The organism is Mycobacterium sp. NPDC003449 (assembly GCF_053588415.1).
The window spans coordinates 1-10,929 of the sequence record NZ_JBSFPX010000215.1; the positions used below are offsets into that span (position 1 = coordinate 1).

The 10,929-nt window shown below is 69.9% G+C and carries 13 protein-coding genes and 1 pseudogene; 5 read left to right on the top strand and 9 right to left on the bottom strand.

Going from position 1 to position 10,929, the window contains the following annotated elements; genetic code table 11:
* Positions 1-6 precede the first annotated feature (6 nt).
* Both ACWDTP_RS33395 and ACWDTP_RS33400 read right to left on the bottom strand, forming a co-directional pair.
* Positions 7-120 (bottom strand): annotated as a pseudogene (locus tag ACWDTP_RS33395) (hypothetical protein); the annotation flags it as partial.
* A 7-nt stretch (positions 121-127) separates the two neighbouring features.
* On the bottom strand, positions 128-1,144 hold the full coding sequence (locus ACWDTP_RS33400; protein ID WP_450027505.1) for an AurF N-oxygenase family protein: 1,017 nt from the start codon (positions 1,142-1,144) through the stop codon (positions 128-130).
* Between the two features lie 109 nt (positions 1,145-1,253).
* On the opposite strand from ACWDTP_RS33400, the gene map reads away from it, so the two are divergent.
* Positions 1,254-2,018: a type I methionyl aminopeptidase gene (gene map, locus ACWDTP_RS33405; protein WP_450027506.1), complete on the top strand. Its 765-nt coding sequence runs from the start codon at positions 1,254-1,256 to the stop codon at positions 2,016-2,018.
* A gap of 79 nt (positions 2,019-2,097) precedes the next feature.
* Here the strand turns inward: map and ACWDTP_RS33410 are convergent, their stop codons facing one another.
* Genes ACWDTP_RS33410 through ACWDTP_RS33435 form a run of 6 tightly spaced genes read right to left on the bottom strand, consistent with a single transcriptional unit; the run spans position 2,098 to position 6,991 of the window.
* Positions 2,098-2,763, bottom strand: coding sequence for an SDR family NAD(P)-dependent oxidoreductase (locus tag ACWDTP_RS33410; RefSeq protein WP_450027507.1), 666 nt, complete (start codon positions 2,761-2,763; stop codon positions 2,098-2,100).
* On the bottom strand, positions 2,760-3,431 hold the full coding sequence (locus ACWDTP_RS33415; RefSeq protein WP_450027508.1) for a carboxymuconolactone decarboxylase family protein: 672 nt from the start codon (positions 3,429-3,431) through the stop codon (positions 2,760-2,762). The genes ACWDTP_RS33410 and ACWDTP_RS33415 overlap by 4 nt, the downstream gene beginning before the upstream one ends.
* The gene (locus ACWDTP_RS33420) at positions 3,428-4,252 is read right to left on the bottom strand and encodes an ABC transporter permease (RefSeq protein ID WP_450027509.1); all 825 of its coding nucleotides are present in this window, start codon (positions 4,250-4,252) and stop codon (positions 3,428-3,430) included. The genes ACWDTP_RS33415 and ACWDTP_RS33420 overlap by 4 nt, the downstream gene beginning before the upstream one ends.
* Complete coding sequence (locus tag ACWDTP_RS33425; RefSeq protein WP_450027510.1) at positions 4,249-5,085, bottom strand: ABC transporter ATP-binding protein; 837 nt, start codon at positions 5,083-5,085, stop codon at positions 4,249-4,251. Before ACWDTP_RS33425 ends, ACWDTP_RS33420 begins: the two co-directional genes overlap by 4 nt.
* A complete protein-coding gene (locus ACWDTP_RS33430; RefSeq protein ID WP_450027511.1) occupies positions 5,082-5,885 on the bottom strand; it encodes a hypothetical protein in 804 nt (267 codons plus the stop codon). The genes ACWDTP_RS33425 and ACWDTP_RS33430 overlap by 4 nt, the downstream gene beginning before the upstream one ends.
* Positions 5,885-6,991 carry an ABC transporter substrate-binding protein gene (locus ACWDTP_RS33435; protein ID WP_450027512.1) on the bottom strand — a complete coding sequence of 369 codons (1,107 nt, stop codon included), beginning with the start codon at positions 6,989-6,991 and terminating at the stop codon, positions 5,885-5,887. Before ACWDTP_RS33435 ends, ACWDTP_RS33430 begins: the two co-directional genes overlap by 1 nt.
* Positions 6,992-7,115: 124 nt before the next feature.
* Between ACWDTP_RS33435 and ACWDTP_RS33440 the strand changes: the two genes are divergently transcribed.
* The 4 genes from ACWDTP_RS33440 (at position 7,116) to ACWDTP_RS33455 (ending at position 10,780) form a co-directional block, all read left to right on the top strand.
* Entirely contained in the window at positions 7,116-7,850 is a 735-nt protein-coding gene (locus ACWDTP_RS33440) for a maleate cis-trans isomerase family protein (protein WP_450027513.1), read from the top strand.
* A gap of 100 nt (positions 7,851-7,950) precedes the next feature.
* Entirely contained in the window at positions 7,951-9,063 is a 1,113-nt protein-coding gene (serC, locus tag ACWDTP_RS33445; protein WP_450027514.1) for a phosphoserine transaminase, read from the top strand.
* Between the two features lie 87 nt (positions 9,064-9,150).
* A complete protein-coding gene (gene sepH / locus ACWDTP_RS33450) occupies positions 9,151-9,930 on the top strand; it encodes a septation protein SepH (RefSeq protein WP_450027515.1) in 780 nt (259 codons plus the stop codon).
* Between the two features lie 43 nt (positions 9,931-9,973).
* Complete coding sequence (locus tag ACWDTP_RS33455) at positions 9,974-10,780, top strand: TIGR03620 family F420-dependent LLM class oxidoreductase (protein WP_450027516.1); 807 nt, start codon at positions 9,974-9,976, stop codon at positions 10,778-10,780.
* Between the two features lie 4 nt (positions 10,781-10,784).
* On the opposite strand, the gene ACWDTP_RS33460 is transcribed toward ACWDTP_RS33455, so the two are convergent.
* Positions 10,785-10,929 (bottom strand): DUF2537 domain-containing protein (locus ACWDTP_RS33460; RefSeq protein ID WP_450027517.1); only part of this gene is annotated, 145 nt, incomplete at its 5' end.

Below are 10,929 nucleotides of genomic sequence, written 5' to 3' on the forward strand. Positions count from 1 at the left end.
GCTCTACATCGACCCGGTGGCGAAACCCGGTTCATCCGGCGACGGATGGATGCAGTTCACCGGGCACGCGTAGACACAGGACCCGTCGCTGCAACACGACTGGGTGATCACATGGGGCATGAGACCTCTAGGCGACGGAGACGAGGTGCTCGCGCTGCGGCTCGCTGCGGTAGCGGCTCACCGGCCCGTCGATCTTGCAGATCTTCCACATCAGCTTGGCGAGCGGGTTCATCAGGCCGGTGTCCTTGCACAGCATCCGGACGTCGGCGAACATGTCGCGCAACATCTTCCGCGATTCCGCCGAACCGAAGAACAGCTCCTTGCGCACCGAGCGCGGGATGTCGAATTCCTTCCAGAACGCGCGCGGCGGCACGATGATCGCCGAGCACAGGATGCGCATGGTCAGCGGCACGAACAGGGACAGGATCCAGCGCTGGCGGCGACGCAGGTGCGGCACCCGCTTGTGCAGGTACTGGTGCGCGAACGAGATGTGGCGGGCCTCCTCGGCGACGTGGATCGCCATCACCCGCTCCATGATCGGGTGCAGGGCCTTACCCTCGCGCAGCACGTTCTTCTGGGTGTGGTCGATGGGCTCCTCACCGGCGAGCACGCCGAAGAAGAACGGAATCGGGAACGGACCCGCGGCCAGCGGGATGATCGGCTGCACCCACTTGAGCAGCCGCGGCATCCCGGGCACATCCTTGCCGATCCGGTTGACCATCTCCTGGAACATCAGGGTGTGGTTGCACTCCTCGACCGATTCGTGCAGGCAGTACCGGTACTCCGGGGAGCCGTTGGGCACCCAGAACGAGTACTCCATCAGCCCGCGGATCAGGATGTTCTCGAAGTGCAGGCCGACCTTGGCGACATTGGCCTGGCGCCACATGCCGATCTCGATCTGCCGCTCCCGCGTCTGGGACTGATACCAGGGGTGACCGCCCATCGGATCGGTCGCGGGCAGGATCCAGCGCGGATCGTCGGGGATCACCGCGAACTCCGGCGCATCCCAGTCGATGTCGGTGTACGGATTGAAGTTGCGCCGCACCGACCCCTCGGACAGTGTGGTGAGCATGTCAACGTACTGGGCGTCGTCGCTGACGTCCATGTTGCGACGCCACCGCCTGACCATCTTGGTCCGAGCCATTTGAATCCTCCCATGAGGTTTACATCGTCCGGCCTATTGTCCAAACGGTACCGCAGGTATCGAGTAAATGTCCACCCCCTCGCCACCTGTTCGCCGAAGGATGCCGGTATTGGTCGAGCTCAAGTCTGAATCCGAGATAACCGCGATGGCGGCCGCCGGTGCGGTGGTCGCCGAGGCGCTGCGCGCCGTGGTCGCCGAGGCAGAGCCCGGCCGGTCCACCGCCGACCTCGACCGCGTCGCCGCCGACGTGCTGGCGGCGCACGACGCCACCTCGCCGTTCCTGAACTACCACCCCCGCTGGGCGCCGACCCCCTTCCCGGCCGTGCTGTGTGTGAGCGTCAACGACGCCGTCGTGCACGGCATCCCCGGTCCGCAGCTGCTGGCCGACGGCGACCTGGTCTCGGTGGACTTCGGAGCCATCCTGGGCGGCTGGTGCGGCGACGCCGCCCGCAGCTTCGTCGTCGGCACCCCGCGGCCGGCCGATACCGCGCTGATCGAGGCCACCGACGCGGCCCTGGCCGCGGGCATCGCCGCGGCGCGACCGGGCAACGCGCTCGGCGATGTGGGCTACGCGATCGCCGCGTCGGCCAGGGGCGCCGGCTACGGGATGCTCGCCGACCACGGCGGCCACGGCATCGGCCGCACCATGCACGAGGCGCCGCACGTGCCCAACCAGGGACGACGCGGCCAGGGCATCCGGCTGCGGGCCGGGCTGGTGATCGCCATCGAGCCGATGCTGATCGCCGACGGCACCGACGACTATCGGCACGACGCCGACGGCTGGACCCTGCGGACCGCGACCGGCGCCCGCGCCGCGCACAGCGAACACACCGTGGCCGTGACCGCCGACGGCCCGCGAATCCTGACCTTGTAGCGCCGAGGGTAGGCCCTGTGCACGCAATCAGGCTGGTTTCCGTGCACAGGGCCCACGCTCGGCTAGCAGCTATCCCCGGTCATCCGACCCACATACCGCCGTTGATGTCGAGCACGGCGCCGTTGACGAATCCGGCCTCGTCGTCGAGGAGGTAGGCGACGGCCGCGGCGATCTCCTCGGGCCGTCCGACCCGTCCGGCGGGCACCGTCGAGACGAGATCGGTGAGGGCGTCCGGGGCGAGGCGCTCCGTCATGCCCGACGCCACCGGGCCCGGGGCCACGATGTTGGTCCGGACCCCGCGGGAGCCGAACTCCTTGGCGATGTTGCGCCCGAGGCCGATGACGCCGGCCTTGGCGGCCGCGTAGGCGGGACCGGACAGGGCATTGCCGCCGTGGCGGCCGTTCACCGAGCTGGTCAGCACGATCGCGCCACCGCCGTTGTCGAGCATCGCAGGCAGGACCGCCCGGCAGATCAGGTAGGCACTGGTCAGATTGTCGGCCATGATCCGGTGCCACTCGTCGGGGCCGGTTTCGAGCACGCCTCCCGTCCCGACACTGCCCGCGACGTGGACCACCCGCCGTGGCGGGCCGGGCAGCGCGGCGACGAAGTCGCGGATACCGGCCGGATCGGAGGCGTCGACGCCGTCCTCGCGGTCCAGCGAGTGCACGGTATCGCCGGCACCGCGCAACCGCTCGACCACGGCGGCGCCGATCGCCCCGCGCCCCCCGACGACGAGGGTGCTCATGAACGTCGGGTCGCGGTGTTGACGCCGGCGAGTGTCTCGCCCGCCGTGAGCCTCCCGTCGGCGATCGCGCCGAGCCACAGATCGGTGGCCCACAGCATCGTGTTGGCGCCCTTCGGCAGCAGCAGATAGCTGATCACCTCGCCGATCTCGGCCTCGGGTGTGCCGGCCGCGTACAGCCGCTCCAGATGCCACAGCAGGGCGGCGCCGTGCTGTAACGCTCCCTGGGTGGCGGTCGCGACGAGTTCGATCTCCCGCGCCGACAACAGCGGCGCCGAGCGCTTGAGCAGGGCCGCGTAACGGGTCCACATCGAGAATTCGACGGCGTGCGTCCAGGCGTCGTCGACGAAGGCCAGCGCGGGCCATCCGTGGGCCACCGCCGCCACCGCGACGGCGTCCCCGACCTCGTCGGGGGTGATGCCGGCCTCCAGCGCACGCTCCAGATGCAGGGTGCCGACCCGTTCCCCGTCGGCGACCAGGATCCCGATCCACACCAGCTCCCGCTCCCGGGGCGAGAGGATGCGCTGGTCGAGGGTGAACGCGCGGTAGAGGTCGGCGTATCTGGCCAGGAAGTCCGGCTCGGTCCTGGCGTAGATCTCGTGGTAGGACAGCGTGTACCCGCGCTCTCCGCGGATGGTGTCCAGCAGGGATTCGGTGGAGGTCTGGCTCACTGCGCTTCCTTCCAGCGGGTCACCCGCTGCTCGATCTTGATCACGGTCTGGGACAGGACGACCGACACGACGGCCACCAGTGCCACACCCGCGAGCACTCCGGTGGTGTCGAAGAAGCTCGCGGCGTTGGCCACCACGAAACCGATGCCCTGGTTGGAGGAGATGAGCTCGCCGACGATCGCCCCGATCAGCGCCTGGGGCACCGCGATCCGGATACCGGTCATCACCCACACCGACGCCGACGGGATGACGACACGCTGGTAGACCGTCCGGCGCGACGCTCCCATGATCCGCAGCGAGTTGACGTAGAGCGGGTCGACGTCGCGGGCACCGGTGAAGGTGTTGTAGAAGACCAGGAAGAACGTCATCAGCGCGACCAGGACGACCTTCGAGGACAGCCCGATGCCGAACCAGAGGATGAAGATCGGCGCCAGGGCCAGCTTGGGCAGGCTGTAGACCATCGTCACGAAAGGGTTGAGAATCGCTGCCGCCGTGGGCATCCGGCCCAAGGTGAACCCGACGAGGGTACCGCCGACGATCCCGAGCGCGAGTCCGATGATGAACTCTTTCAGCGTGGTGAACAGGTGCACCCAGATGAAGCCGCTCTCGACCCAGCGATAGATCTGGCCCGCGATCGCCGACGGCGAGCTGGCGAAGAACGGATCGATCACGGGGCCCGACAACAGTTCCCACGAACCGAGCCAGACGACCACGAACACGATCTGGCCGAGCAGGACGTTCCGGCGGCGGGCAGCAGAAGAGCCGCGCCGCGCACCCGACGGCGCCGTCACGGCGGTGTCCTTGGCCTGGGCGACGGTCATGCGTCGGCTCCCGTCGTTTCGGTCGAGTCGATCACGGCGCTGAGCTCCTCCCATACCTGGCGGCGAATCTCCAGGTAACGGTCCGAACCCTGCGATGCCGCACCGCGTTCGGCACGCGGGATGTCGACGGGCACCTCCGCGGCGATCCGGGCCGGACGCGCGCTCATCACGACGACGCGATCGGCGAGTGTCACGGCCTCGTCCATATCGTGGGTCACCAGCAGGGCGGTCGTCTTGAGCCGGTTGACAATACGGTTGAGTTCCTCATGCAGCTTGAGCCGCAGCAGCGCGTCGAGTGCGCCGAACGGCTCGTCGAGCAGCAGGGTGTCCGGCTCGTAGACGAGCGCCTGCGCGAGGCCGACGCGTTTGCGCATTCCGCCCGACAGCGCCGCCGGATAGGCGTCCTCGAAACCGCCGAGCCGCACCAGGTCGATGTAGTGCGCGACCCGGGTGGCCCGCTGCGCCTTCGGGACGCCGCGGATGGCCAGCGGCAGGTCGATGTTCTCGCGCACCGTGCGCCACGGCAGGATCGAATCGCGCTGGGTCATATAGCCGATCGCGGTGTTGGGGCCGTCGAGTGCGCGACCCTCGAACAGCAGGGTGCCCGCGCTGGGCGCGATCAGCCCGGCCACCATGTTCAGCAGCGTCGACTTACCGCATCCCGAGGGGCCCAGCAGCGCCACGAACTCGCCGCGGGCCAGGGTGAAGTCGACGGCGGACAGTGCCTGGGTACCGCCGCGGCGGGTCTCGTAGGTCTTGGACAGCCCGCGAGTCTCGACGACCGGATCCCGCTGCCCGGCGGCCGGGGGCCGAATCGCGGTGCCGCTGGTCACGACGGCGCCTTCAGCGACGGCACGAGCTCGGGATCGTTCGCATAGAGCTGCGGCACCAGGGTGGCGAGGTCGCCCTCCTGCGGGTCGCGGTAGTCGGTGCTGCCGAACCCGTTCTTGCGGATGATGGAGAGGTTGCCGGTCCGGCTGTAGAGGGGGCCGTGCCAGGTGCCCGGGCTGCGGAAGAAGTAGCCGCCCGGTTTCACGACGCCTCGCCGGCCCAGCATGAGGTCGCCCGCGACCTTGAAGGATTCCTCGTAGACCGGGTGCACCTCCTCCATGGGCGCGGTGTACCCGGGCAGCATCCCGACGAGGAAGACGATGCCGTCGTCGTCCTGCCTGAGCCAGCGGATCCGCACATCGGCGGGCTGCGGTTCGTCACCGCGCCAGCCCATCGACACCCATTCGTCGCGGGTCTCGTGCCGGATGGTGACGGCGCCGCTGCCCGAGCCCGCCTCGAAGGACGGCTCGGCGAAGTGTCCCGCGTACAGCACGGTCGGCCCGGCGGCGGGGATCCAGCTCAGCTCGGCCAGCGGGGCGGTGTGCACGTAGCTGCCCGGGGCGTAGGGCTCGTCGTTGACGGTGCCCGTACCGGACACCACGAAGAAGTCGCACGTCGCGGCCAGTACGCCGGATTGCGCGTTGGTGAAGGTGACCAGATCGGTCCTGGCCCCGTCACCCGGGTCCGTCGACAGCAGCTTGCGCAGGCCGCCGCCGTGCCCGGACCCGAAGGACCCCGCGGGGATCTCGGACCAGGACAGGTCCTGGGTCCTGATGAAGTCGACATCCTGGCGATTCCACATCAAGCGGCTCCGATCTCTGTTACGGCTTTCTTCGCGAACTCGGTGTTGACGACATCACCGAAGGACAGTTGGTCGGCGGCCCCCGAGCTTGAGCCCTGCGCCTCGAGCGCCAGCCGCAGGAAGTCCACGGCCTGGTCGAACTGCGGCTCGGTGATCTCGATGGAGCTGCCGTAGATGCCGGCATTCGCGGCGAAGCCCAGCTCGAAGATCTCCGGCTCGATGCCTTCGAACAGGCCCTTCATGACCGCCTTGAAATCCTCCGGATCGTCCTTGATCGACACCAGCGAGCGCTGCAGCGCCCGGCAGTACCCGGTGACCTCCTGCGGGCGTTCCTCGAAGGTCTGAGGGCGGGCCGACAACGCGATGTAGAGGTTGTCGACGAGCTCGTCGATCGGGTCGGTCGACATGTCGAAGAGGTACTGCATGCCGAACCTCGCGATGCCGGTGTCCGAGGCGGGCGAGGACAGGCAGAAGCCGTCGACGGCGTTGTTCTGCACCGCGGCCAGGATCGGCCCCTCCCCGCCCTGGACCGGTACCAGGTTCAGATCGCGGTCGGGGTTGAGGCCGCCGATCTCGGTCGCGACGTAGCGAACCAGCAGATCCGGGCCGGCGCCGGGACCCGTCGTGGCGATCCGCAGTCCGCGCAACGCGGCGGCCTTCTCGTCATTGCCGGAACCGGGCGTCAGGCCGGCCTTCGACGCGGCCTCGTCGGTGATGACGATATTGCTCGCGTAGGTGGTGACCAGACCGGCGAACAAGGTGAGCGGCTGACCCGCGAGGGTCGACTTGAGCGGGCCGGCCGGGGCACCGATGAGGAATTCGCTCTGGCCGGAGGCCACGATGCCGGCCGGCTCGCCGTCACCGCTCGCGTTCCCGCGTTCGTCGACCCCCTCCTCGCCGAAGTACCCCTTCTCGGCGGCGTACAGGTAGGGCGCCCAGAGCCAGGAGACGTTCGTCGACCGCACCGTCGTCACCGGCGTCGAGCCGCCGGCCCCACCCGCCCCGCCGGGTTTCTCGGCGCAGCCGGCGATGGCCGCTCCGCCCGCCATCATCAGGCCCGCGGCGCCACCCAGCCGGAAGAGACCTCGTCGATCAAGTGCGATCACGTGCGCTCCACCTTTCGCGAGGGATTGTTCCGCTGAACGATACGGCGTCTACCTCAGCGGAACCGATTGCTACTTTGGAGTGATGTGCACAACGTTGTCAACCGGTTCACAGGAAATTAACGGGATGCACCGGGACACCGGCCCGCCGCCGGGCGGGACGGCTCCGGCGTACCGGTGCGGTGTCGTCGTCCCGCCCGAGAACCCGACGGTCGAGGACGAGATGCGCGCGCTGCTGCCGGCGTCCACATCGCTGCCGACCACCCGGCTGCCGGTGGTGAGCGGCACCCTGGAGGAACGCCTGCTGGCCTACAACGACGCGCTCCCCGGCGTGCGGCGGTCCTTCGGCGGCATGCGACTCGATGCCATCTACCTGGCCTGCACCGGGTCGTCCTATCTCGTCGGCCCCGACGGCGACGAGGGCCTCGCCACCCGGATGTCGACTCGGCATCCGCGTCCGCTGACGGCGGCCCGAGCCATCGCGGAAACGCTGAATCAGCTGCGGTGTCGCCGCATTCTCGTGGTCTCGCCCTACCCCGACTGGCTGACCGGGCGGGCCGTCGAGTTCTGGCACTCGAGCGGATTCCAGGTCGCCGGCGTGGTCGCCGTCCCGGCGCCGGACGGCATCTACGCGATCGGTCCGGCCGAGGTGGTCTCGCTGCTCCGCGGCCTCGACACCGCCGACGCCGATGCGGTCCTGTTGAGCGGAACGGGCATGCCGACGGTCTCGGCGATCGCCGACGTCGGCACCGACCTCGGCGTGCCGGTGATCTCGTCCGCCGTCGCGGCCGCCGATGTGCTCGCGGGCTGGGCCGGCCGCGACACCTGCCTCGCGGCGCGGCTCGTCGGGGCCTGGCGCTGAGCCGTCAGCGCCGAGCGTGGGCCGCGTGCACACGATCCGGCCGGTTTACGTGCACAGGGCCCACGCTCGGCCGGCCCGGTCCGCGTTTAGGCTTGTCGGCATGGCTGAGCTCACCATCCCCGCCGACCTCAAACCCCGTGACGGCCGCTTCGGCTGCGGGCCGTCCAAGGTGCGCCCCGAACAGCTCACCGCGCTGGCCGCCGCCGGGGATCTGTTCGGCACATCGCACCGGCAGGCCCCGGTGAAAAACCTGGTCGGCCGGGTGCGCGACGGGCTGCGCGAGCTGTTCTCGCTGCCCGACGGCTACGAGGTGATCCTCGGCAACGGCGGGTCGACGGCGTTCTGGGACGCCGCCGCGTTCGGCCTGATCGACAAACGCTCGCTGCACCTGACCTACGGCGAGTTCAGCTCGAAGTTCGCCTCGGCGGTCGCCAAGAACCCGTTCATCGGCGACCCGGTGGTGGTGAAATCCGATCCGGGCACCGCGCCGCCGCCCCAGGCCGACCCGTCGGTCGACGCGATCGCCTGGGCGCACAACGAGACCTCGACCGGCGTGGCGGTTCCGGTCCGCCGCCCCGAGGGATCCGGCGACGCGCTGATCCTGATCGACGCCACCTCGGCGGCCGGCGGCCTGCCCGTCGACATCGCCGATGTCGACGCGTACTACTTTGCGCCGCAGAAGAACTTCGCCGGCGACGGTGGGCTGTGGCTGGCCGTCATGAGCCCCGCGGCACTGGCCCGCGTCGAGGCGATCGCCGCGTCGGGCCGATGGGTGCCCGACTTCCTGTCGCTGCCGATCGCGATCGAGAACAGCCTCAAGAACCAGACCTACAACACCCCGGCGATCGCCACCCTGGTGCTGCTGGCCGAGCAGATCGACTGGCTCACCGGCAACGGCGGACTGGACTGGGCGGTCAAGCGCACGGCCGACTCCTCGCAGCGGCTGTACTCGTGGGCCGACGGCACCGCGTACGCCACCCCGTTCGTCGGCGATCCGGCGCTGCGGTCGCAGGTGGTCGGCACGGTCGACTTCAGCGATGACGTCGACGCGGCCGCCGTCGCCAAGGTGTTGCGGGCAAACGGCATCGTCGATACCGAGCCGTATCGGAAACTGGGCCGAAACCAGTTGCGGATCGGCATGTTCCCGGCCGTCGACCCCGACGACGTCAGCGCCCTGACCAGCTGTGTCGACTGGGTCGTCGAAAAACTCTGAGCGTGCTCGGCCGCGGTCGGCGGCATCGCCCGCGTGTCAGCACGGTAACGCGCAGATAACGCAGTAGGGTGCGCGCAGGAGGTCGGTATGCGAGAAGTCAGGGTCGTCGGTCTGGACGTGGACGGCAAACGCATCATCTGTGAATCCGACGACTCCAAAGAGATGTTCAGCTTGCGTGTCGACGACCGTCTTCGCGCCGCGGTGCGCGGGGACCAGGTTGCCTCGAATCAGACCCAGATCGATGTAGAGGTTCAAAACGTGCTGCGCCCCAAGGAGATTCAAGCAAAAATCCGTGCCGGCGCATCGGTGGAGCAGTTAGCCGCCGCGGCAGGGGTTCCGATCGAACGGGTGGAGCGGTTCGCCCACCCGGTGCTCCTGGAACGGGCGCGGGCGGCCGAACTCGCCACCGCGGCGCATCCGGTGCTGGCCGACGGTCCGGCGGTGCTGACCCTGCAGGAGACCGTGTCGACGGCCCTGGTGGCCCGCGGCCTCGACCCCGATATGACCAGCTGGGACGCCTGGCGCAACGAGGACAGCCGGTGGACCGTCCGGCTCACCTGGAAAGCGGGCCGCTCCGACATCCAGGCCCATTTCCGGTTCAGCCCCGGCGCGCACGGCGGCACCGTCACCGCGGCCGACGATTCCGCCCGGGAACTGATCAACCCCGACTTCGGCAGGCCGTTGCGCCCCGTCGCCGCGGTACCGCAGCTGGCGTTCGAGACCCACGAGCCGGCCGCCCCGGAACCCGAACCGGTCGAGGAGCAGGCCGCGGATCCGGCACCCAAGCGGGCCCGCAAAGCCAAACCGGCCGTACCCGCCTGGGAGGACGTCCTGCTGGGCGTGCGCTCCTCGGGCACCCAGCGGTAGCCGGTTGACCTGAAGGGTCCTTGAGGTCATAGCGTCGGTGCGCATGATCCTCCTCGGCCCGATCGGGCTGGCCAGCAGCCTCCCGCACACCGACGATGCGGCCGCCGTCGCCGCCGAGGCCCGCCAGGCCGAAGACCTCGGCTTCAGCACCCTCTGGCGCTCGGGCGATCTGGCGATGCTCGGCACGGCGGTGCGCGCCACCACCACGACCCCGGTGGCGACCGGCATCATCCCGGTCGTGCGGGTGGCCGCGGCCGAGGTCGTCGCCACCCATACCGCGCTGCAGCGCGAACACCCCGGCCGGTTCGTCGTCGGGCTGGGCGGCGCCCACGGGCCGCATCCGCTGGCCACCCTCGGTGCCTACCTCGACGAGCTCGACGCGGCCGGCGTCGACGCCAGGATCCTGGCCGCGCTCGGGCCGAACATGCTGGCCCTGGCGCGGGACCGGGCCGACGGTGCCTACCCGTATCTCGTCACGCCGTCCTATGTGGCGCGGGCCCGCGCGACGCTGGGCCCCGACCGGCTGCTGGCCGTGCTGCTGATGGTCGCTGCGGGCGCCGACCGCGACGGTGCGCGGGCCGCGGCGGCCGGGCCGTTGGATTTCCTGGCCCGCCAGGGCGGTTACCGCCGCAACCTGCTCGCGCAGGGCTTCACCGTCGCCGACATCGACGGCGTCAGCGACCGGCTGCTGGACGGGATCGCGACGTGGGGGACGCCGGGCCGGATCGCCGAGCGCGTCGCCGAGTACCGGGCGGCCGGTGCCGATCAGGTGGTGCTGCGCATCCTGGGGGTCGAGGGTGACGACGTGGCGGCATGGCGCACGCGCCTGGCGCACACCCTGGTGGCCTGACCGGCTACTGCCCGACCGCTACACCCAGCAGCACCACCCAACCGCAGAGCACCCCGACGCCCGAGCCCAGCACGAACCAGCGCCACACCGGACGGTGGCGCCAGCCCCACACCGTCGGGGCCAGCCCGCCGACCGCCACCATGTTCAGT

Coding starts and splice junctions, on each gene's coding strand:
- ACWDTP_RS33410 (WP_450027507.1), bottom strand. CDS start 2,763: ATGAGCACCCTCGTCGTCGGGGGGCGCGGGGCGATCGGCGCCGCCGTG.
- ACWDTP_RS33400 (WP_450027505.1), bottom strand. CDS start 1,144: ATGGCTCGGACCAAGATGGTCAGGCGGTGGCGTCGCAACATGGACGTC.
- ACWDTP_RS33430 (WP_450027511.1), bottom strand. CDS start 5,885: ATGTGGAATCGCCAGGATGTCGACTTCATCAGGACCCAGGACCTGTCC.
- ACWDTP_RS33420 (WP_450027509.1), bottom strand. CDS start 4,252: ATGACCGTCGCCCAGGCCAAGGACACCGCCGTGACGGCGCCGTCGGGT.
- serC (WP_450027514.1), top strand. CDS start 7,951: ATGGCTGAGCTCACCATCCCCGCCGACCTCAAACCCCGTGACGGCCGC.
- ACWDTP_RS33440 (WP_450027513.1), top strand. CDS start 7,116: ATGCACCGGGACACCGGCCCGCCGCCGGGCGGGACGGCTCCGGCGTAC.
- sepH (WP_450027515.1), top strand. CDS start 9,151: ATGCGAGAAGTCAGGGTCGTCGGTCTGGACGTGGACGGCAAACGCATC.
- ACWDTP_RS33455 (WP_450027516.1), top strand. CDS start 9,974: ATGATCCTCCTCGGCCCGATCGGGCTGGCCAGCAGCCTCCCGCACACC.